The sequence below is a fragment of the Bacillus sp. 220_BSPC genome (genome assembly GCF_001054655.1).
GTDB lineage: Bacteria > Bacillota > Bacilli > Bacillales > DSM-1321 > Peribacillus > Peribacillus frigoritolerans.
In genome coordinates this window covers 20,904-42,087 of the sequence record NZ_JVPL01000289.1, presented here as the reverse complement: position 1 = coordinate 42,087, position 21,184 = coordinate 20,904, and the positions used below count along the sequence as shown (strand labels likewise).

Annotated in this window: 21 protein-coding genes; 4 read left to right on the top strand and 17 right to left on the bottom strand. The window is 43.6% G+C overall.

The window, feature by feature from the left end:
• Window positions 1–617 precede the first annotated feature (617 nt).
• From ADA55_RS23190 to ADA55_RS23125, 14 genes are all read right to left on the bottom strand, one after another.
• Window positions 618–1,883 carry a flagellin gene (locus ADA55_RS23190; protein ID WP_048687874.1) on the bottom strand — a complete coding sequence of 422 codons (1,266 nt, stop codon included), beginning with the start codon at window positions 1,881–1,883 and terminating at the stop codon, window positions 618–620.
• Between the two features lie 137 nt (window positions 1,884–2,020).
• Window positions 2,021–2,254 carry a carbon storage regulator CsrA gene (csrA, locus tag ADA55_RS23185; protein WP_048687872.1) on the bottom strand — a complete coding sequence of 78 codons (234 nt, stop codon included), beginning with the start codon at window positions 2,252–2,254 and terminating at the stop codon, window positions 2,021–2,023.
• Window positions 2,254–2,697, bottom strand: a complete 444-nt coding sequence (gene fliW, locus ADA55_RS23180; RefSeq protein ID WP_048687871.1) for a flagellar assembly protein FliW — start codon at window positions 2,695–2,697, stop codon at window positions 2,254–2,256. The genes csrA and fliW overlap by 1 nt, the downstream gene beginning before the upstream one ends.
• 8 nt (window positions 2,698–2,705) lie before the next feature.
• Window positions 2,706–3,284: a DUF6470 family protein gene (locus ADA55_RS23175; protein WP_048687868.1), complete on the bottom strand. Its 579-nt coding sequence runs from the start codon at window positions 3,282–3,284 to the stop codon at window positions 2,706–2,708.
• A gap of 44 nt (window positions 3,285–3,328) precedes the next feature.
• Window positions 3,329–4,207 (bottom strand): flagellar hook-associated protein FlgL, encoded by an 879-nt coding sequence (gene flgL / locus ADA55_RS23170; RefSeq protein ID WP_048687867.1) that lies wholly within the window; start codon window positions 4,205–4,207, stop codon window positions 3,329–3,331.
• Between the two features lie 15 nt (window positions 4,208–4,222).
• On the bottom strand, window positions 4,223–5,782 hold the full coding sequence (flgK, locus tag ADA55_RS23165; RefSeq protein ID WP_048687865.1) for a flagellar hook-associated protein FlgK: 1,560 nt from the start codon (window positions 5,780–5,782) through the stop codon (window positions 4,223–4,225).
• 30 nt (window positions 5,783–5,812) lie between these two features.
• Window positions 5,813–6,301, bottom strand: coding sequence for a flagellar protein FlgN (locus ADA55_RS23160; RefSeq protein ID WP_048687863.1), 489 nt, complete (start codon window positions 6,299–6,301; stop codon window positions 5,813–5,815).
• Window positions 6,302–6,381: 80 nt separating this feature from the next.
• A complete protein-coding gene (flgM, locus tag ADA55_RS23155; RefSeq protein ID WP_048687862.1) occupies window positions 6,382–6,645 on the bottom strand; it encodes a flagellar biosynthesis anti-sigma factor FlgM in 264 nt (87 codons plus the stop codon).
• 224 nt (window positions 6,646–6,869) lie between these two features.
• Entirely contained in the window at window positions 6,870–7,289 is a 420-nt protein-coding gene (locus ADA55_RS23150; RefSeq protein WP_048687860.1) for a TIGR03826 family flagellar region protein, read from the bottom strand.
• A 99-nt stretch (window positions 7,290–7,388) separates the two neighbouring features.
• Window positions 7,389–8,081 (bottom strand): ComF family protein, encoded by a 693-nt coding sequence (locus tag ADA55_RS23145; protein ID WP_048687859.1) that lies wholly within the window; start codon window positions 8,079–8,081, stop codon window positions 7,389–7,391.
• Complete coding sequence (locus ADA55_RS23140) at window positions 8,074–9,465, bottom strand: DEAD/DEAH box helicase (RefSeq protein WP_048687879.1); 1,392 nt, start codon at window positions 9,463–9,465, stop codon at window positions 8,074–8,076. Before ADA55_RS23140 ends, ADA55_RS23145 begins: the two co-directional genes overlap by 8 nt.
• A 123-nt stretch (window positions 9,466–9,588) precedes the next feature.
• On the bottom strand, window positions 9,589–10,431 hold the full coding sequence (locus tag ADA55_RS23135; RefSeq protein WP_048687857.1) for a DegV family protein: 843 nt from the start codon (window positions 10,429–10,431) through the stop codon (window positions 9,589–9,591).
• A 183-nt stretch (window positions 10,432–10,614) separates the two neighbouring features.
• Window positions 10,615–11,298: a response regulator gene (locus ADA55_RS23130; protein ID WP_048687855.1), complete on the bottom strand. Its 684-nt coding sequence runs from the start codon at window positions 11,296–11,298 to the stop codon at window positions 10,615–10,617.
• A gap of 33 nt (window positions 11,299–11,331) precedes the next feature.
• A complete protein-coding gene (locus tag ADA55_RS23125) occupies window positions 11,332–12,486 on the bottom strand; it encodes a sensor histidine kinase (RefSeq protein WP_034315684.1) in 1,155 nt (384 codons plus the stop codon).
• A 616-nt stretch (window positions 12,487–13,102) separates the two neighbouring features.
• On the opposite strand from ADA55_RS23125, the gene ADA55_RS23120 reads away from it, so the two are divergent.
• Together ADA55_RS23120 and ADA55_RS23115 are read left to right on the top strand one after the other, a co-directional pair.
• Entirely contained in the window at window positions 13,103–13,738 is a 636-nt protein-coding gene (locus ADA55_RS23120) for a YigZ family protein (protein WP_048687853.1), read from the top strand.
• A gap of 178 nt (window positions 13,739–13,916) precedes the next feature.
• Window positions 13,917–14,939 carry an LCP family protein gene (locus tag ADA55_RS23115; protein ID WP_048687852.1) on the top strand — a complete coding sequence of 341 codons (1,023 nt, stop codon included), beginning with the start codon at window positions 13,917–13,919 and terminating at the stop codon, window positions 14,937–14,939.
• Between the two features lie 156 nt (window positions 14,940–15,095).
• Here ADA55_RS23115 and ADA55_RS23110 read toward each other — a convergent pair whose 3' ends face one another.
• From ADA55_RS23110 to ADA55_RS23100, 3 genes are all read right to left on the bottom strand, one after another.
• A complete protein-coding gene (locus ADA55_RS23110; RefSeq protein WP_048687848.1) occupies window positions 15,096–16,154 on the bottom strand; it encodes a glycosyltransferase family 4 protein in 1,059 nt (352 codons plus the stop codon).
• Between the two features lie 75 nt (window positions 16,155–16,229).
• Entirely contained in the window at window positions 16,230–17,333 is a 1,104-nt protein-coding gene (locus ADA55_RS23105; RefSeq protein WP_048687846.1) for a glycosyltransferase family 4 protein, read from the bottom strand.
• Window positions 17,334–17,351: 18 nt separating this feature from the next.
• Window positions 17,352–18,095, bottom strand: coding sequence for a WecB/TagA/CpsF family glycosyltransferase (locus ADA55_RS23100; protein WP_048687845.1), 744 nt, complete (start codon window positions 18,093–18,095; stop codon window positions 17,352–17,354).
• A gap of 111 nt (window positions 18,096–18,206) precedes the next feature.
• On the opposite strand from ADA55_RS23100, the gene ADA55_RS23095 reads away from it, so the two are divergent.
• Both ADA55_RS23095 and murJ read left to right on the top strand, forming a co-directional pair.
• The gene (locus ADA55_RS23095; RefSeq protein ID WP_048687843.1) at window positions 18,207–19,637 is read left to right on the top strand and encodes an O-antigen ligase family protein; all 1,431 of its coding nucleotides are present in this window, start codon (window positions 18,207–18,209) and stop codon (window positions 19,635–19,637) included.
• A 4-nt stretch (window positions 19,638–19,641) separates the two neighbouring features.
• Window positions 19,642–21,168 (top strand): murein biosynthesis integral membrane protein MurJ, encoded by a 1,527-nt coding sequence (murJ, locus tag ADA55_RS23090; protein WP_048687841.1) that lies wholly within the window; start codon window positions 19,642–19,644, stop codon window positions 21,166–21,168.
• Window positions 21,169–21,184: the final 16 nt, after the last annotated feature.

The following is a 21,184-nucleotide window of genomic DNA, read 5'->3' as shown; positions in this document are numbered from 1 at the left end:
GGCGGTCCGGGGAGCCTCCTCGGCGCTTTGCGCCTGCGGGGTCTCCCTTGGACGCGTATTCCCGCAGGAGTCTCGTACCTTCCGTTCCAATCAGATCTCCATGAAATCTAAGATGGAAACCCGATTGCCCACACGTTTTGAGGATTTTATACTGTGACCGTTGATTTCCTCTCCAGGCACTCGCTTTCCGCGGGCGGTCCGGGAGCCTCCTCGGCGCATTTGCGCCTGCGGGGTCTTCCTTGGACACGTATCTCCCGCAGGAGTCTCGTACCTTCCGTTCCAATCAACTTTGTTTTAATATTTAGATAGAAAGCTTTTTACCTACAATCTTGTTTAGGACTTCCCTTTTTATTCAAATGAATCAGCGAACATAATAGGAATCGGTGATTGATAGCTGTTTCACCAGACGTCTTCATCTATGTATTTTGCAGTACCATCATACTCTATTAGGGTTGTAGCCATAGGGTTCCTTGGTGACATAAACGAATGTTCCCTTCCTTTTTAAGGGGCAGTAATCTCTTTTTTTCTACATCGCAGTGTTCCTTACACCCTTCAATCAGTACAAAAAAAGAGCCTGACACAAGTGTCAGACCCTTCTTGTTAGGCTAACTATTCAATTAACGAAGTAACTGAAGAACGCCCTGCGGTTGCTGATTGGCTTGAGCTAGCATTGCTTGAGATGCTTGCGCCAAGATAGAGTTTTTAGTTTGCTCCATCATAGTTTTAGCCATATCAGTATCGCGAACACGTGATTCAGCAGCTGTCAGGTTTTCAGAAGAAGTACCTAAGTTGTTGATCGTATGCTCTAAACGGTTTTGGTTAGCACCTAGTTTAGACCGTTCAGCTGATACAGTATCAATTGCAGTTTGGATTTTTGTGATAGCAGCTGATGCGTTTTTAGCATTAGAAACATCCAGACCTTTTTCAACGCCTGTAGAATCTGTACCATTGCTCACATTAGCCTTAGCTGTAAAGCCATCACCAGTTCCCGTTAATTTAAGGGCACTTGCACGCATATCACCAATTTCAAGTGTCAGGCTTTGGTTTTCGTTAGCACCGATTTGGAATTGAAGTCCTGAACCAGCTTCAACAGCTTCTTTAGCTTTTACTTCAGCAGATCCCACTACAGTTTCAGCAGCATCTACAGATAGACCGCCAGTTCCAGTGATAGTTGCTGCAGTTGCAGATTCAGTTCCAGGTTTTTGTTCTAGTTTAAGTTGTCCGCCATCTTTAGTTGCAGTGTACTTAGCGCTTAATTCAGCATCTGCACCAATAGCAGCAATTAATCCATCAAGATCAGTGAACTCTCCAGCAGCGGCATCATTAGCTGCGGCAACTGTAAAGGTTTTGCCATCTACTACTACTGTGTCACCTGTATTTGTACTTAATGTACCTGTTGATGTTACGCTTCCGTCCTTAGCAGGAGAAGCTGGTACTGCAGCTTGAGCTACAGTTGCTGAATCCTTAGAACCATTCAATAATTTCTGCGTATTGAATTCAGTAGTATTACCGATACGGTTGATTTCAGATGTTAATGAATCCATTTCTTTTTGGATTTCTCCACGGTCGTTTGTTGTATTTGTGTCCGTTGCTGCTTGTGTAGCAAGTTCACGCATGCGTTGAAGGATGTCAGTCGTTTCGTTTAATGCACCTTCAGCAGTTTGGATTAAAGAGATAGCATCTTGTGAGTTACGGGAAGCTTGATCCAATCCGCGGATTTGTCCACGCATTTTTTCAGAGATTGCAAGACCGGCAGCGTCATCGCCTGCACGGTTGATGCGCATGCCTGAAGCCAGTTTCTCCATTGATTTTGATTGTGCATTCGTTGCACTTGATAATTGACGGTGCGTGTTTAGAGCTGAGATATTGTGATTGATGATCATTTTTGTTTCCTCCTTGAGTCTTAAGTCCCCACGTCCATGTGGTTGTTTACGATGGGAAGTGAATAAGTCGGCCGCCTATTTACTGCTCATCGTTGTATACTTAATATCGACCTGCTTGGAAACATATTTAGCGGATTTTACGATTTTTTCTTGAAATACTCATTTATGCCTTCCAGAAAATTAGTTTCTGTTTTGGAGGCTTTTCTATTTTCCTGCTGAATGGAAAGATAGATTTCCTTCCTATGGATATCGACGTTTTTCGGGGCATTGATACCGAGTTTGATCTGATCCCCTTCAATGGACACGATCGTAATTTCGATATCATCGCCAATCATGATCGCTTCATTCGGTTTTCTGGTCAATACGAGCATCATTTCCCCTCCTGTTCTGCTGGAGGTTCAAACAGTTTGTGCTTTGTACGGTATTCACTAGCATTCATGATGAATTGCTTTCCGACTTTTTTAGTGCCGTTTATGATGATTGGGGCCTGGAGATTCGCCGTCGTTTCATTGAAGGGGTCCTGGATCGTCAAGATGACGAAAGTGATGACTTCCCGTTCCGTTTCTATTTGTAAAGAAGATAACACCTCATCCGTAAGCTTCACTTCGTAATCACAAAACACTTCAAAAGGATCGGTCACAATGAAGGCAAGCTCTTTTGTTTCTATCGATTGCAGGACGAAAAAGGGTGTGTCATCCAAAGCTAGTAAGCAAAACTTTTTTTCTTCTAAAAATCCTGGTATCCCGCTTTCAAATACATAAATCTCTTTCTCTGCCAATTCGAGTTCGCCATGAAATTTTGTTTGTAGGATCATCTATGTTTTCACTTTCCTTTCTCATCCGCATATAAATTGATGAAATCTATATCCAGCGCATTTTTTTGTAGAATTTCGACATACACACTGCCTTGTGTGTATGTATGGTTCACCTTATTGATTTGAGCATCAATGATCGGTTTTTGGGCGGTTGCTTCAATCTTCACTTCCGCTGGCTGGTAGTCAAGCTTCACGCTGAATGGAGAGGGAATCCAGCCGAGATTGAACTGCTTCTCAGGTCCTTTGCTGTTTTGCCTGGCCTGTTCAGCGAGTGCATTACCGCCTTTTTCAATATGCCTCAGCTCCGTCCCCTGCTGGGCACGTCTTGCCATACCCGCCAGCCAATCTTGATATCCCTGCTGCGCAAATTCATCGACTCTTCTTGAGAGGCTTTTCAAATCCATGTCTTCCCTTGCTTGTGACTGATCGATCGTCAGCTTGCCTGGGGTCGTTTGAATCTCCAGGATCGCTTGCGGCTGTTGAATGGATTGGACAGCCGCCTTCTGTTCGATTTGCTGTACAGGTTGCTCTATATTCAATCCAATCTTCATTGGGTTGGTTTGTAATCTAATTTGCGGAATCTGCATCATCAACACTCCTTATAGAAAAAAGCTATCCATTTAAGAATAGCTTAGCGAAGAAAATCCAATAAACTCGGCTGCATGATTTTTGCGCCGATACTTAATGCCGCACTATGGACACTTTCCTGGGTCGTCAAATCCATGATCGCCTTTTCGATATCGACATCCTCATTTTTCGAAAGGATTTCAGTGGCAAATACCTCCTGCTGCTTGAGACGGTCCGTCATCAGCTCAATCCGATTTTGCCTTGCGCCAACCTGTGCCTGCATGCCTAAGAAGGTATTTATCGTTGCGTCAAGTCCTTCCAGCGTGCCAGTCACGTCGCCGCCGTTTTCCAGTGCCTCGATTGTCTGGTCGATGCTTCCGCCGGCAGCTAGTGCATCACCAAAAATCTTGGAACCGTCCGTATTGATTTTAAGGGATATCCCGGAAAACACTTCAAGGTTTATGTCCCCTGTGCCATACACGGTATTTCCATTGCCATCTTTAACGGACGATGGTCTCACATTCGTATCCTGGCCGTTGAAAATATACTTCCCGCCAATCTGTGTGTCGCCAAGAGTTATGAGATGTTCTTTTAATTGTTTAATTTCTTCTGTAATGGTTTTCAGTTGTTCCCCTTCATACGTGCCATTGCTGCCTTGAACGGTTAATTCACGAATCCGCTGCATGGCGGAAACACTTTCAGTAATGGCATCATCCGTGCTGTCGATCCAATTGGTCGCTTCGGCAATGTTACTTTGATACTGCCCTATTTGATTGAGGTTTGTCCGGTACCCCATTCCCATCATGGCCGCAACAGGGTTATCGGATGGCTTGGAGAACTTCTTTTGAGAAGAGACCTGTTCTTGCAGCTTGGACATCTTTTCGTAACTGCTGCTTAAATTGCTCAGCATATTATTGGTTAGCATCGATTGCGTTACCCGCATATTCGTCCCCTCCTATCATCGGCCTGCTGTACCCATTCCGTTTATGATTTTGTCCAGCATTTCATCCATCATCGTCATCATCCTTGCAGATGCGTTGTATGCCTGCTGGAATTTGATCATGTCCGTCATTTCTTCATCAAGGGATACGGAACTGATGGAATCCCTATTTTGGTTAACCGATGCAGCAAGGACGACAGAGTTGGAAAGGTTCTTTTGGGCGCTTTGGGAATCCACACCAAGCTTTCCGATGATACCGGAATAATAGGTGTCGAAGCTTCCCGTCAATTCGTCAGAGTTTTGGTCTTTAGTCGAGTATTCACTGAACGCCTTCTTTTTCAGGTCAGCCAGGAGTTTGGCATTTTCATTATCCCCGGATGCCCCTCCGCTTTTTCCGCCTGCGGCAATTTTTGTGGGATCCTTAACGATTTCACCATTCACCTTGATGCTTTGGGCGGCACTCTTACCAGGTTCAAGTTCAAAGAAGTTCAAAGTTGAAGTGTTGCCATCACCTAAGGCATACCCTTGTTTATGGATGGCATTGAACTCATTCACGAAAGCGGCCGTCATATTATCGAGCTTTTTCAGCATATCAGGATAAGCGCCGCCGGTCGTGCCATCAGCCTTCTTATAGCCGAAGCTTTTGATCAAACCGGACAGTTCCCCCGAGAAATTGTAATCGGTCAATGTTTTCGAACCAAACTTCAATCCGTCCACCATGCCTGTCGTTTTATCATGGCTAACTTCAACTTTCGAAGTTCCCACCATCCCGGTTTGGTTAACAAAAACCAGATTGACGGGCGGCACAAAAGACGAACCGTCTTCTTGCATCAATTCGATGTTGTATAGCCCTGTGGCTACATCGCTGGCTCTGCCGTAATCCGTCGGAATGACGTTATTCACTTTAATGCTGACAAGCTGTGAGAGATTGTCCACGAGCACATCACGGTTATCATAAAGGTCATTGGGGATATAACCATGCGGCTCCACTTTGCTGATCTGTTGGTTAAGCTGATCAATACTGCTGATGAGCGTATTGATTTCGTTCGCTTTGACGTTTATTTGATTTCCGATATCCGTTTGAACGTTCGTTAGCGAGTTATAGTAGTAGTTTAGGGTTTCCGCGACCATGACGCCCGTCGAGGCAGCGACTTCACGCGCCCCGGAGTTTTCCGTATTCGCCGTCAGCCCCTGCAGCGAATTCCAGAACTTCTCCATCGTGGCGGCCAACCCGCTGTCGGTCGGTTCATTCATGACGCCTTCCATTTTCGTCAGGGATTCGCTCATGGCCCCGTAATAACCGATTTTATTACTTTGTGTCCTGTATTGTGCGTCCAGGAAACTGTCCCGGATCCGTTGAACCGTTTCAGCTGCAACCCCTGTCCCGATTTGGCCGGCAACGCGCGGGCTGTTCAAACCGACAGTAGGAAAGCCCGACGTCTGGACCAGGTTGACCCGCTGCCTTGAATATCCTAAAGTATTGGCATTGGCCACGTTATTTCCTGTTGTATACAAGGCCCCTTGAGAGGCGGATAATCCGCGTTTGGCGGTCTCAAGACCCATAAAGGTTGAAATCAATTGCTCGCACCTCCATCTTTTTTCTGTTTCTTATGCTTTGGAATCGAACATTCCCATGCCGATTTTCGTCGTTTTCCCAATCGAATCCCCATAATTCAGGTTCTGGTGCTGAGGTCTCAGCATATCCAAAGAGACATTGATGAATTGAAGGGACTGATAGATCAATTGCTGATTTAAACCGTTCCGCTCCTTCAGCTTTGCCACTTCATCGATCAATGCCGCTTTTAGCATTTCAAGGACTTCCGTTTCTTCTGGTCCTGTCAGTTCCGTCACGGTCTGGATGGTGGCAGGCTGTCCCGCCGTTCCATTGGCTGCAAGAAACTCCTCGACTGCCCTTTCTCTCTCCTTATCCGTCTGACTGATCGCTTTAATATGCTTTTGTTCCGAAATCAGCAGGGCAGTAATCGCCTCGGTATCATTTACTTTCAAAATGGCCGTTTTTCTTATCGCCAATTGATTGAAGCTTTTATGCAGCTTGATCAATTTTTCAAGCGATCCGATGATGTTCCGTGCAGTCATTTCGCTGCCTCCTCCGCTCATAAATGAAGGACGGAAACTGGCTCCGTCCACTTCATTCAAGCTTCTTTTTCATGGAAAATTCATTTCCGGTAAAAATCGATGAGACCCTTAGCCGTTGCTTGTGCATTCAATTTATAATTACCTTTTTCAACCTGGATTTTCAGTTCATCCACTTTTGCTTGTCTTGCAGCAAGAATCGGAGATGATTGCTGCATTTCTTTTGCCGATGAAGAAATTTCAACTTTATCCGAGGATTTGACCTTGGATTCTTTGATATTCCCCGTTTTATTGGTTTGAAGATTATAAGGGTTAACACCCGTCATACCGACGTTATTGATTTTCATATTCCAGATCCTCTCCTTCGGTCGATTTTATAAATCCCATTATGTTTCGATTCCTTAACACATGAAAATGGCTCTGGATTGTGTTATTCTCCCTATCTTTATTATCGACAAGGAACGGATTTCATTAATTGTTTGCTGTAATCTTTCCTTCGACACCCATTGTCGAATATTGTTCTCAATATCGAATATTTTAACAAAAACGGCATCATGTTTCCATGAATGAATTACCCTTTTTGCTCATCCTTCATGTAGTACGTATTTTTTTTATCATTTCCTTGAATTTCAGTCAGGCGCTTTTCTTCATTTTCGAATGCCTGCAAATCCGTACGCAGCGAATCGCCGCATTTGTCGCATAACCTTCCGCTCTTGATGTTGGCGCCGCACTTTCCACAAGGAATTCCGAGATTGGGAAACTGTGAAATTCTCAGCTTTCCGGTTCTAATAAATTTAATAATTAACCTTTCTTCAACGCCGGTTTCCATAACCACCTGCATCATGGACGCCGTTCTATTTGTTTTCTTGCGAATATATGCATACACTTTATCATATTGGGCTTCTTCTTCTTTATAACAGGCATCGCACACATCACGGAACTTTATCATAACGAATAACGAATTACAGTTTGGACAGTTGAATACATCCATCGAGGCCCCTCCTTCACCATCACGGCGATTATTCTTCAGTACTGTATATATCGAATAATCCCGGCGATACTTTAGGAACTTTTATTAAAATAAGCTTTTTCACCTAGCCAGGGTGATGGATGATACTTCTTTGGCCCCAGCCGTTATCAATGCCTTTGCTGCATGCCTGAGAGTTGTTCCTGTTGTGTAAATGTCATCGATGATCAAAATGGATTTATGCTCCAGCAAATCAGATTGCATGACCTGAAAAACCTGCGGTAATGACATTCTCTCTTGACGAGATTTTTTTGATTGTTTTTCGGTATGGATTCTTGTCAAGGTCTCAACCGTATGAAGTCCAACTAGATCTGCCAAAGCCTGTCCCTGGTTGAATCCCCGCTCCTTAAGCCGTTCATCGCTAAGCGGGATGGCCGTTACCAGGTCAAACTCCATGTCTTTTAACCTTTCTTTCAAAAAAGGGACGAAAACCTCAGCTAACGCATAATCACCCCGGTACTTATATTTAGCAATCAGGTCTTTTAAGTATTCATTATAATGAAATAGCGCTATGTTCTTCGACAAATAGCCTCCCCATTCCCTATTCCTTTCCCATCTTGAACAATCGAGACAAAGGCCACCTGTCATATGATCCCCTCCCAGCTCCCTTGAGCACATTGTACATGTTTCTCCGGTTATCCTATTAAGTTTCCCCTCACATCCTTCACAGATTGCCCTTGCCTCGGCCTGTTTAAGCAGGCTCCTCCATGTCAAGTCTTGCTTCATTCCTTCATCACAAACTAGACATCTATTCATCCAGCAGCCCCCTTTTCATGGCATTTTTATTCATCATTTGTATATGGTGGACCGCCTCGGCCATCGCTTCACTTTTACCGTAATGAAAAAAGGTGACCGTCCCGGAAGGGTTCGCAAAGCTTCTCCCTACCCTGCCGGCAATCTGAACGAGAGCACTATCAGAAAACACTTCATGTTCAGCACCGATCACGGCTACTTCCAACCGCTCGATTGTCACGCCCCGTTCCAGGATGGTCGTGGTCAGTAATCCCGGAACGAGTCCATTCCTTAAGGCCATTACTTTTTCCTTTCGATCAGGGTGCCGGGAGTGGACAATCGATAATTCAGGGGACAGCCTTTGAAACAGCGGAAGGACTTGCTCCATCACTCTGATGCTTGGAAAAAACAATAGGAAGGGGATATTCTGGTTAAGGCGCTCACTTACCCATGCGTTGATTTTCGATGGAATCTTTTGTTGAAGGAATAGTTTTTGCCAATTGCCGCTCCACTTCATTTCAGGAACGGGGATTGGCTGGCGATGATAACGGGCCGGGATTATGAAGGCTTTCAATTTGCCGCTTCGGTATAGCCGCTGCATCCTCTTCGAAGGTGTGGCGGTCAAGTAGATGGTTGCCGCGGATACCTTTTTCGATTTATTAACCGCATAATCCAGCGAATCATCCATTGAGTAAGGAAACGCATCGACTTCATCAACGATGATGACATCGAAAGCTTCAATAAAACGGAAAAGCTGATGGGTCGTGGAAACGGTCAGTGGCGAAAAACCATGTCGATCTTCACTGCCGGCATGGAGGGTCGTGACTTCAATGGCAGGAAAAGCTTTTTTTAACCTTGGGGAGAGTTCGAGAACGACATCGGTCCGCGGTGTTGCCAAACAAATCCGTTTCCCGGCAAGCAAGGCTGCCTCAATCGCTGGAAATAATACCTCTGTCTTCCCTGCCCCGCATACAGCCCATACCAGGAATTCATCTTTTCCGTTTACGGCTTCAACGACACAGTCGGACGCATTCTGTTGACCTGCCGATAAAGTGCCTGTCCACCTCATCACATTGTCAGGAATCGTATATTGAATGCCGGGACCTGTCCACCTATAAAGCTTTGCACATTCACTGACCCGTCCCATCATGATGCATGAGCGGCAGTAAGTGCAATCTTGATTGCAAATCTTGCAAGGGAAAGTATAAAACAAGGTTTGATCTTCGTTACCGCAGCGTACACAGTGATAACTGCCGTTCCCGGATTGCACGCCGCAAGTTTCCGAGACATACCCATTCTTGAGGTGCTCTGTGAGGATTTCTTGGGAGAAGGGGATTTCGAAGTCCAAAAGATGTTTACCGGTGAGATGGTTCTGAAGTTCAGGGGAATAAGGCGGGGAAATACTCATTTTTTTCAAACTGCAACCTCCATTTCTTGATAAATTACACTCCCCCTTATCATTCGCTTTTAACTCCCGGATTCCTTTTTGTTCATAAAAAAAACGCCTTTCACTTAGTAAAGGCGTCACAGCTTAAATTTTATACCAGCCCATCCCCATCGAGCCTTCGCCCAGATGCGTTCCGATTACTGGACCGAAGTAGCTGATGTCGAATTCGACATTCGGGAACCGGGCTTCAAGTTCCGCTTTCCACTCTTTAGCTTCACTTTCCCGTTTTGCATGAATGATGACGGCTTTATATTTCTCGCCGCTAGCCGCGTCTTCTCCAAGTAAATCAGCAATCCGTTTCATCGCTTTTTTCCTTGTACGGATTTTTTCGAATGGGACGATGACTTTATCAACAAAATGGAGCACCGGCTTCACTTGAAGCAGACTGCCGATCAAAGCTTGGGCACTGCTTAAGCGGCCGCCGCGCTGGAGATGGGAGAGGTCATCTGCCATGAAGTATGCCTTGACCGATGGTTTCATTTCTTCAAGCCTGGCCATGATTTCTTCTGCACCTTTGCCATCAAGTGCCATCTTTGCCGCCTCGATCACGTAAAACCCCTGTACCATGCAGCTGATTTCCGAATCAAAGGCATGAACCCTGATTCCCTCGACCATTTCACCTGCAGATACCGCTCCTTGATACGTTCCGCTGATGCCGCTCGATAAATGAATGGAAATAACATCATCATATTCTTTTTGGAGTTCCTCGAACTTCTCGACAAACTTCCCGATTGGGGGCTGTGAAGTGGTCGGTAATTTCTCCTGCCTCTTTACTTCCTCATAAAACTCATCCGCAGTAATATCAATTTCCTCCCGGTAAGCTTCATTGGAAAAAATGACATTAAGCGGCATCATATGTATATGTAAACGATCACGCATTTCCTTTGGTATATATGCAGTGCTATCTGTTACGACTGCGGTTTTCATAATAGTACCATCCTTATAAAAATTTACTTCGTATCATATTCAACATTCTATCTGAAAATGCCTTTATTTGCATTAAATAGCTTTTTGAATTACCAAAAATTTGAATGTAATCACATCAAAAAAAATCCAGCCCTTCAGCACGCATTGCGGAATCTGAAGAGCCGGACTTATCGAACGCTTTAATTACTTAACTTCTACCCAGCCGTTTTTAATAGCTAGGACAACCGCTTGTGTACGGTCATTCACATTCATCTTCTGAAGAATGTTACTCACATGGTTCTTGACTGTTTTTTCACTGATATATAGAGTTTCGCCGATGGCCCGGTTGCTTTTCCCGTCAGCTAAAAGCTGAAGCACTTCACATTCGCGTCGAGTCAATAGGTGAAGCGGCCTCCTGATTTCTATCGTATGTACGGAATCACGATCAGCACCCTCTTCAGCTGCTAAGCGGCGATATTCTTTAACTAAGTTATGGGTGACCTTCGGATGAAGGTATGAGCCGCCTTCAGCGACTACACGCACAGCATCGATCAACGCGTCTGCGTCCATCTCTTTCAACAGATAACCTTGTGCTCCTGTTTTCAATGCGTGCTGCACGTAGTTTTCATCATCATGGATGGAAAGGATGATGACTTTTGTTTCAGGATAACGGCTCACGAGCATTTTTGTAGCTTCGACCCCATTCATGTTCGGCATGTTGATATCCATGATAACAACATCAGGTTTATGTGTTTCAACAAGATCCATAGCTTCGCTTCCGTCATCACCCTCGGCAACAACATCAAAGGATGATTCAAAATCTAATATGCGCTTTACGCCTTCACGGAAAAGCTGATGGTCATCGATTATGACGATACTAGTCTTCAACGGCTTCTTCCTCCTAGTTTCTAATTAATATGTCTATTCTCTATTATTTAAATGGTAGGGAATTTGGATAAATACCAAAGTGCCTGCCCCCGGTTGTGAATCAATCGTCATTTCACCTTCCAGCAGCTCGACCCTTTCTCTCATTCCCACCAAGCCAAATGAACCTTCTTTTTGAATCGAAGAGTCAAACCCCTTTCCATCATCTTTAACGACGACGGTCACCATCTCCTTGGAAATGGACAGTTTAACTTGAATCTGTTTTGGGTCCGCGTGCTTCAATGAATTTTGTACAGCCTCTTGAACCAGCCTGAATAATGCGACCTCCATATCGGAAGGGAGCCTTTTGACCTGCCCAAGGTTGACGAAATTCAGATTTACGCCATTATTATAGTCTTCGGTCGTTTGCAGGTACTTTCTGAGGGTAGGAACAAGTCCTAAATCATCAAGCGCCATAGGTCGAAGGTCATAGATGATTCTTCGCACTTCATATAAAGCATTCCTTACCATGACCTTTAAACTGCGGATTTCCACTAACGCTTCATCAGGACCTCTCTCCCGCTGCACTCGTTCTATCAGGTCTGAGCGCATCATGACGTTTGCCAGCATTTGCGCCGGACCATCATGGATTTCACGTGAGAGCTTTTTACGTTCCTGCTCCTGGGCTTCGATTATTTTCAGACCGAAGTCCTGTTTGCGTTTCGCTTCTTGAAGGGCTTCCCCCACAAATTTAAGATCCTGTGTCAAATAGTTCTGCACTACCGATATTTGCGAGACGAGATGCACCGCTTTATCGATCGTCTGCTGCAAACCCCTTAACCTTAACTCAAGCTCATCCCGGCGATTACGGAGCTCTTTCTCCAATTGCCGGTTAATTTGTAAATCGACTTGCAGCTTATGTGCCCTTTCATAAGCATCGCGCACCTGTTCTTCAGAAAAATGGTTGAAGTGCATACTGACTTCTGAAAGCCTTTTTCGAGCAAACCTGGCTTTTGAATCCAGTGCATCGCTGTCGGTTATCACAATGGCAACCCTGATTTTCACATCATCAAGCTCTTTTGATAATGTCTCGAAATCCTTTCGGCATTGTTCGCCGATATCAAAGACTTCATCCTTACTTTCACTAACAGTGCTCACCATTGTTTCTAAGATCTTGTCCAATGCTTTAGCATCAACCTTTTTAATGGACATTAAGATCCCTCCACTTAAATCAAAAGAATTAAACAATTTATTGTCTTAAAGACTATGTATATGGAAAAAAGTTCTTTCCCTTTTTCATGAATGGTTAAATTTCAGGAAACTTTTGTATGAAGTAACCTTCATGAACATATTGTACCAAAAAAAGATTAAAAATACGTTAATTTCCTTTTGTGATTTCCATAAAATGTACATATTTACTATACATCTCATAACCCGGCCATTAAGTCTGCCTATTAAAGGCAGAAAGCCATATCTATTTTCCTGATACAAAATATCCTTTTCAATCAAATGGGATATTCCGCTTCATTGATTATCATATGAAACAGATGCATTTATTAAATGGCAAAATCCTTGAAATGAGAGGACACGTTAAGGTAAAGCCAGGATAATGGCACAGAACTCATGTTTTTCCTACAATGTTATTCTTTTAAGCATATATGACCAGCTAATAACAATAACAGGCAATGAAATTAATTATAACACGTACAGCTTTATCTTATATTAAAGTTTCTTTACACATGCAGTATGTAAATGAATCGTGATTGCCACTTTTTCCGCAAAGCCTTATAATAAATCAACTAATAGGAAGCACGAAGGTGGAATAATAATGCTCACTCAATATTTAACGGTGGCAGGTCGCGGCGACCATGAAATCGTCATTGAAAAATCCCGTTTTATTTCCCACATCGCCCGGGTCGAAACCGAAGATGCCGCACAGGCCTTTATCCAGGAAATCAAGAAAAAGCACAAAGATGCTACACATAATTGTTCAGCTTATATGATAGGGGAACAAAATCAAATCCAAAAAGCCCTCGACGACGGGGAGCCGAGCGGAACGGCAGGCGTCCCTATCCTAGAAGTGCTTAAGAAAAAAGAACTGAAAGACACCGCTGTTGTGGTCACACGGTATTTTGGCGGCATCAAACTTGGTGCTGGCGGCCTCATTCGCGCTTACAGCAAAGCGACTTCAGAAGGGATAAATACCACTGGTGTCGTCATTAGGAAACTAATGCGGGTCATTTCGACAACCGTCGACTATACCTGGCTTGGAAAATTGGAAAACGAATTGCGCTCTTCCATTTACCAAATAAAGGAAATTCAATACCTCGATCAGGTCAATATCCTTGTATATGTGGAGGAAACACAAAAAGAGACATATACCGCTTGGATTACAGAGCTGACAAATGGTCAAGGCCACATCACTGAGGAAGAAATGCTTTATTTGGAAGAGGAATTCTCCTGATATACTCCTGCATATTTTTCCTTTTTTATGCTGTAATATAATTGAAAAGAAATATTTATTTTACGAAATTATTAAATCATTGTAAAATTAGGTGTAATATATGACGAAATATAAACTGCTGGATTCGAAAAATAGCGATATATGTCTGATGTTCGTTATTTAAAAGGAGAAGAAAAAGATGTCTACTACTAGGCGTGTTTATAAAATTAAAAAAACAAAGAAAAAAAGGCGAAAGAGGCTTTGGTTATTGCTTGTTCCCCTGCTGGTACTTGGTCTGGGGGCTTCTACGTATGCTGCAACCCTGTATATGAAAGCCCAGAATGTATTCAATGATTCCTATGACCCTGTGGAAGCTTCAGCAAAGCGAAGTGCAGCAATCGACCCGCTCGAAGATAATTTCTCGATCCTTTTCATAGGAATCGATGATAGCAAGGACCGTGACTTAAAAGGAAATTCCCGGTCGGATGCTTTAATGCTGGCCACATTCAATAAAGATCAAAAGTCTATAAAACTATTAAGCATTCCGCGTGATTCATATGTGTACGTGCCAGCTAAAGGCGTAACCACGAAAATCAACGCGGCCCATGCAGCCGGCGGACCGAAAGCGACGATGGACACCGTAGAGGAGTTACTCGATGTCCCTGTCGATTATTATGTTCGCATGAACTTCAATGCTTTCATCGATGTCGTAGATTCATTGGATGGCATCGAAGTCGACGTCCCTTATGAAATGTATGAAATCGATTCACATGACAAAAAGAATGCCATCCACCTCGAAGAAGGATTACAGACCGTTGATGGTGAAGAAGCATTAGCATTTGCACGGACACGTAAAAAGGACAGTGATATCCAACGCGGCGAGCGTCAGCAGGAAGTCCTGAAAGCCATCATTGCCAAAGCAACCTCTGCTGGATCACTAACGAAATATACAGACGTAATGGAAGCTGTCGGCGACAATATGACAACGAACCTTAAATTCTCGCAAATGAGAGGTTTCATAAAATATGTGACTACCGATAAAGGCATCAATCTTGAAACCATCAAACTTGAAGGACAGGATTCCACCATTAACGGAACCTATTATTATCAGCTGAACGATACATCATTAGCGAACACTAAGCTGTTGCTTCAATCCCACTTGAACCTGGGACCAGCTGAAGGCAATCAAACTGAAGCAGTTCAATCACAAATACAAGAATAAAGCGAACCCCCCACTCGTCTTGAGTGGGGGGTTTTTGATGCATTACAAAGAATGGCCGTAAATAAAATCAAGTACAAAAAAGCCACCAACCGTTACTTCAAACGATTGGTGGCTTTCCGATAAAACTAGCGAATCTAGTAATCTATTCCAAAATGATCATGGCTTGTTTTTAAAGTTGAGCATCTTGAGCAACGGCTGGTAGTTTGAATTGACCAAACCAATTTTCTCCACAAAAATCTCTATGATCAGCAGAAGCCCCGTTACAAGGATCAAAGCCCCCCACATCGTTGCAAATGAAAAGATTATGGCCGCTAAACCAAAGCAAGCAGCTAAAGCATAAATGAGCAAGACAGTTTGCTTATGTGTGAATCCCAAGTTTATCAAACAGTGATGTAAATGTGATTTATCAGCAGCCGAAATCGGCTGTTTATTGACGACCCTGCGGATAATCGCGAAAAATGTATCCGAAATGGGAACACCCAAAATGATGATCGGTACGATCAATGAAATCATCGTTACGTTTTTAAACCCTAGCAGGGACAGAACGGCAATGATGTAACCTAAGAATAAGGCACCTGTATCTCCCATGAAAATCTTTGCCGGATGGAAGTTATATTTCAAGAAGCCAAGAGTGCTTCCAATCACGATCAATGCGACCATGGCAACAAATAGGTCCCCTTTAATAAGGGCCATAGTTGCAATTGTCACTAATGCGATTGTTGAGACACCGCCTGCAAGACCATCCAGTCCATCTATTAGGTTGATTGCATTAATGATGCTGACGATCCACAAAATGGTGATCGGTATACTGAAAACACCAAATTCAAGTGTATCGGTAAAGAACGGCAAATTGATGAATTCCACTTCAAGACCGCCCCATAATACGATAATGAGGGCAGCCAAAACCTGACCCAGGAATTTGGGTGCAGCCCTTAATTCAAAAATATCATCAGCCATCCCGATCAATATGATGACAAGGGCTCCCACCAGAAGGGGCAGCTGCTCCCCAAAATCATCCATGAAAGGCGAGAAGAGCAAGAAGGTAATGAAAAAACTCAAAAATATAGCTAAACCGCCCATGCGCGGCATAATTTTACTATGCACTTTTCGCTCATTCGGTTTATCGGTAGCTCCTAATTTAAAGGCCAGCTTTCCGACAAAAGGAGTCAAAAAAATGGATAATAAAAAGGCTACCAACAAGGCCCCTATTAACATCAAGAACCACCTCAATTCAACTAAAAATCTAATACCCGTTACGATCTATAAGAAAACCTATATATAAATGCTTATTTAATTTTTCATCCTCAAATAAACATTATATACGTTATTGGCTAAAATCTCTATAGAAAAGTTGTTTTTTGCAAATTTTTGTAAATTCAACCCTATCTTTGTCAAGTCCCCGGATTTTTTAAATTCCAAAGCATTGCAGATGGCCAGTTTCAGCTGTTCGACATTGCCGATATCCGTTATCCAGCCCTTGCTCCGATCGGGAATCAATTCCTGTACACCGCCGACATCACTAGTGATTGCCGGAAGACCCGATCTTGCTCCTTCAAGTAAAACGAGTGGAAAACTTTCGCTTAAGGAAGTCAATAATGTGATGTCCCCCAACGGGTAGATTCGATCTAAATCTTCACGATACCCTAAAAAGTACACGTGATCGGATAATCCCTTTTCCGAGACCATCTCTTCCAGAGCGGATCTCCTGCTCCCGTCCCCTGCAAGGATCAGCTTCACATGGGGAAATTCCGATACCACTTCACTTAATGCCGCTAAAGCAAATTCATGACCTTTCACCGGTTCAAGCCTTGCAGGCATGATGATGATGAAATCATCTTTCCCGAACCCGAAATCTTCTCTTCGAAACGGGAAAGGCAGTTCCTTTTCAAAGTCAATTCCGTTCAGGATCTTCGTTATTTTGGTCGAATGGATTCCTTGGTCAATCAAGTCCTGCTTAAAGCGGTCGGAAACCGCCAGTATATGATCGGCATATTGAAATGACCTTACATGAAGGCCCGTAAACAATTTCCCTTTTACACCCTGCCCTAAAAAATCATGATGTGGCGAACTGTGAACAGTAAGGAGCCATGGACATTTAATGAGGCGCTTTATAAAAGCACCATATATATTAGCCCGCGGACCATGTGTATGGATGATGTCTATATTATTTAGACGGATAAAGTCCCTTAAAGGTTTCAAAATTGAAAGATCATATTTGGAATGTTGCTTGAAAAGTTCAGTTTGTATCCCGGAGGACATGGCCCGCCGGTATAGTTCACCATTTTCAAATACACCAAGCAAACACTCCTCTTTATTCAATTGGTTCAGTAAGGACATAATATGAAACATACCGCCGCCGGTTTCATTACCAGCGTTTAAGTGCAAGATTCTCATCCAGTCCACTCCTTATGTTCAGGAACGCTGCACCGTTTTCCTTAACCGCCTAACCTTTAATACGAATCTTGGCAGCGCAAGCATCCGTTTCCACCGTGAAGGTTGCTGGATCAGTCGGTACAACCATTCAAGACGCATTTTTTGCCAGAAAACCGGGGCGCGGTTCACCTTTCCCGCAAGGACATCAAAGCTTCCCCCTACCCCCATGAATAACCCTTTATTGAATAACGCATAATGTCTGGAAACCCATTTCTCCTGCCTGGGGAACCCTAATGCAGTCAATATGATGTCAGGTTCCAGTTCCGCTATTGACTTCGGCAGGGTATCATCCTTGATATCAATGTAACCATGGTTGTATCCCACCAACTCGAGACCCGGATATAATTCTTTCACTTTCAGGGCCGCTGCTTCAATCACGTTTTCCTCCGCTCCAAGCAGATAAACCTTCAACGCTTTTTCATCAGCGACCCGAAATAATTCATTCATCAAGTCGAATCCTGTAATCCGCTCTTGTAAAGGTTGATTTAGCCATTTAGAGGCCATAATAATACCAACGCCATCCGGAGTGATGTAATCAGCCGATATAATGATGTCTTTATAATCCTGATGTTCATTTGCATACTCGACTATTTCCGGATTTGCCGTAACGACAAACGTTTTTTCCTGATTCATCAATCTAGGATAAATCATTCCATTCATGAACTCATCCATATTGCTATCAATGAATGGAATGGTTAGTATCTCAACAAACTTCTCTGTCATTTCACTTCAGCCTTTCATATGTACTATACATCTAAAGGGTGGGGTATTATTCAAGAAATTTTTTCATACACATCATAGAACATGATTTTTGATTCAAAGGTGGTTAATCAATTGAAGTTTATAGAAAAACAATCGTTACCCATTCTATTTCTGTGCCTGCTCATCCCATCGGCAGTGCCTCACCCTATCGCCGGTTACATAGCAACGGCGTTGATGCTCGTTTTTATCGGTATAAATAAAAAAAACCTGTTATTAATTCTATTCATTTATTTCCCTGCCCGTCCCATATTGATGGAACTGAATAGCGGCTTAACTTATACAGGTGACCTGATCATCCTCACCTTATTCATTTCTTTGCTAATTGAAAAATTCAAAAAGAACGAATGGCCATTTTCGAAATATCATTTCACTGCGCCATTTTGGTTGTTTTGTTTAATCGGTGCCGGTGCTGCACTCATAAACGGGGTGGGAATCCTCCCCATCTTGTTTGAACTCCGTGCATTGCTTATTACATTCTTGCTTCTTTACATTATCGGTGAATTAAATCTAGAAAGAAAGGATATCTTTCGCTTTTTGAAGGTAATCCTAATATTTACTATCTTACTTTGCCTGCATGGCATAGTGGAGAAAATCTTTTCACGTACGATCCTGCTTCCCCGCGCATGGGAATTGTGGAATCTTTCCCCAACAAACCGGATGAGGATTTATGGAGCACCAGCCAATCCTAATGTATTTGCCTTATTCTTAAGCATCCAGTTATTCCTTGGTTTCTTTCTATTTCAGTCGCTGAAAAAATATAAATGGATCGTCTTTCTGGCTGCCATCCTGATTTCCGGAACGTTACTGCTTACCTATTCGCGGGGCACGATGATTGCATTCGGGTTCGCTGCGCTTGTCTTTATAATTTGGACTAGAAATAAACCATTTCTCAAATATGCTGTAGGAGCATTTTGTCTCGGGCTGCTTCTTATTTATTACCCAGTTTTATTTGCATCAAGTAAAGTGGAGGTATCCGCATCGATTCCCATGGAAAATGTGGTAATCGGCAGCACCCCCTCTTCCGAACACGAACATGCCCTCTCCAATCGTTTTTCAGAAATGTTCTCTGATAAGACCCTGCACCAAAGTACGGAATGGGGCCGGTTATATGTCCTAATCAAGGGAATTGAAATTTTCAAAGATCACCCGATAATCGGCACCGGTCTAGCCACCTTCGGGGATTCTGCCACACTTTCCTTTTCCTCACCAATCTATCAGGAATACCAAATTGGTGAAAGGATGTATACCGATAATCAATATATCCAGATCCTGGTCCAAACTGGTGCGCTCGGCTTCCTTGCGGTTCTTGCATTCATCCTTTTCACCTGCCGGAAAATCCTGAAATCGGGAAAAGGCACATTTGCGGCGTTCACCATCTGCCTGATGTTGGCCGCACTATTAGCAGGACTTTTCTACAATATTCTCGAAGATAAAACATTTACGCTGATATTTTATAGTTGTTTGGGATTCTGTTTACAGAAGGACATCATTTTAAAGGATTGAAAATATGCCTACTCTTTCAAATGTCATTAAATCGGTCGGGCTCGTCACCATTATTGCAGCCATTGGAAAAGTCCTCGGGTTCGGGCGGGAATCGATCATAGCCGCCTATTTCGGGGCATCATCCATGGCGGATGTTTTTTTCGTGGCAAGTCTCATACCAACCATTCTATTTACGGCTCTCGGCAGCGGTCTTCAGGCCGGCGTTATTCCTATTTACTTGGAAAAGAAAGCGGATAACCCGAAGAAAGCTGATGAATTCATCAGTGTTTTAGGTTCTTTCTTCATGCTGGTTGCCGGAGTCCTGACCATTGCCTGCATGATTTTCATAAAGCCGCTCGTCATGATGACAGCCCCGGGTTTCTCCGATTCAGAGCTTGCCCTGACGGAGTCACTGACCCGGATCATGCTGCCCAGTTTACTATTTTTCACACTTTCATACATGGCGACGGGGGTCCTGAATGCGAATAAGCGCTTTATTCTGCCGGCACTCACTTCAACTGCACAAAACACGGTCATTATAGCAGCCACCGTATTGTTCGCTGCTCCCTTTGGGATTGAAGGACTTGCTTGGGGGTTTGTGTTCGGTGCAGCAAGCCAGTTCCTTATTCAATACCCATCATTGAAGAAATACGGAATCCGGCCCATCGTCTCTTTCCTGCCCCATAAAAGGCAGATTGCACAAACACTGTTCACCTTTTATCCAATCATTATCGCAGCTTTGGCGATCCAGTTGAATAGTGTCGTCGATCGAATTATTGCGACTTCGCTCGAAACTGGAAGCGTATCGGCCCTGAACTATGCGAATCGGCTGCTGTGGCTGCCATTGAGCATTGTCCTCACGCCGCTGATTACCGTATTGTACCCTTCAATCGTCGAGCGCGCGCTTATAGGCTATCAATCTTTCCTTAATTTAACCTTAAAAGGGTTGAAATCGTTGTTATTTTTAGCGATTCCGTTCATGGTCGTCATGTTAATCAGCGGAAACAGCTTAATCACTCTGGCTTTCCAACGCGGGGCTTTCGATGCTTCAGCAACCGACATGACTTATAGGGCATTCTTCTTTTATTCAGCTTGTCTCCCGTTTTTTGCACTGAGGGATTATTTGATGAACGCCTTTTACGCCTTGAAGAAAACGAAAGTGGCCATGTATTCCTGCCTGATTGCCGTTTTGCTTAACGTGCTGCTCAGCTGGGTTCTATCACGTTATCTCGGCGTCGGTGGAATTGCTTTAGCATCGGGGATTTCCATGCTCCTGCAATCCCTCTACCTTTTCAGCTACCTGTGGCTGAAGACAGGAAGAACGGACAAGGCTGCTTTCAGGGATGTTTTTCAGGAAATCGGCAAGCTTACCATCATCGGAGCCATCATTTACGGAATCGCTCTCTGGATCCATCCGCTTACCCTATCGTTGCCCATCATCATGGAATTGGTGATCATCACGCTGCTGGTATTCGGATTATATCTCTCACTATCCATTCTTTTTAAAGTAAGCAGTCTGCAAGGGATGAAAAGGATCAGATCATCAAAGTAATACATTAGAAGAAGGA

Bases quoted from the DNA above. Each gene is read 5' to 3' on its own strand.
- flgM (WP_048687862.1), bottom strand. From the start codon at position 6,645: ATGAAAATCAATAACGTCGGTATGACGGGTGTTAACCCTTATAATCTT.
- ADA55_RS23110 (WP_048687848.1), bottom strand. From the start codon at position 16,154: ATGTTAATAGGGGCCTTGTTGGTAGCCTTTTTATTATCCATTTTTTTG.
- flgL (WP_048687867.1), bottom strand. From the start codon at position 4,207: ATGCGGGTAACGCAATCGATGCTAACCAATAATATGCTGAGCAATTTA.
- ADA55_RS23125 (WP_034315684.1), bottom strand. From the start codon at position 12,486: ATGTCCATTAAAAAGGTTGATGCTAAAGCATTGGACAAGATCTTAGAA.
- ADA55_RS23175 (WP_048687868.1), bottom strand. From the start codon at position 3,284: ATGCAGATTCCGCAAATTAGATTACAAACCAACCCAATGAAGATTGGA.
- murJ (WP_048687841.1), top strand. From the start codon at position 19,642: ATGCCTACTCTTTCAAATGTCATTAAATCGGTCGGGCTCGTCACCATT.
- ADA55_RS23190 (WP_048687874.1), bottom strand. From the start codon at position 1,883: ATGATCATCAATCACAATATCTCAGCTCTAAACACGCACCGTCAATTA.
- ADA55_RS23100 (WP_048687845.1), bottom strand. From the start codon at position 18,095: ATGACAGAGAAGTTTGTTGAGATACTAACCATTCCATTCATTGATAGC.
- ADA55_RS23105 (WP_048687846.1), bottom strand. From the start codon at position 17,333: ATGAGAATCTTGCACTTAAACGCTGGTAATGAAACCGGCGGCGGTATG.
- ADA55_RS23150 (WP_048687860.1), bottom strand. From the start codon at position 7,289: ATGGATGTATTCAACTGTCCAAACTGTAATTCGTTATTCGTTATGATA.
- ADA55_RS23160 (WP_048687863.1), bottom strand. From the start codon at position 6,301: ATGACTGCACGGAACATCATCGGATCGCTTGAAAAATTGATCAAGCTG.
- ADA55_RS23120 (WP_048687853.1), top strand. From the start codon at position 13,103: ATGCTCACTCAATATTTAACGGTGGCAGGTCGCGGCGACCATGAAATC.
- csrA (WP_048687872.1), bottom strand. From the start codon at position 2,254: ATGCTCGTATTGACCAGAAAACCGAATGAAGCGATCATGATTGGCGAT.
- ADA55_RS23135 (WP_048687857.1), bottom strand. From the start codon at position 10,431: ATGAAAACCGCAGTCGTAACAGATAGCACTGCATATATACCAAAGGAA.
- ADA55_RS23145 (WP_048687859.1), bottom strand. From the start codon at position 8,081: ATGAATAGATGTCTAGTTTGTGATGAAGGAATGAAGCAAGACTTGACA.
- fliW (WP_048687871.1), bottom strand. From the start codon at position 2,697: ATGATCCTACAAACAAAATTTCATGGCGAACTCGAATTGGCAGAGAAA.
- ADA55_RS23140 (WP_048687879.1), bottom strand. From the start codon at position 9,465: ATGAGTATTTCCCCGCCTTATTCCCCTGAACTTCAGAACCATCTCACC.
- ADA55_RS23115 (WP_048687852.1), top strand. From the start codon at position 13,917: ATGTCTACTACTAGGCGTGTTTATAAAATTAAAAAAACAAAGAAAAAA.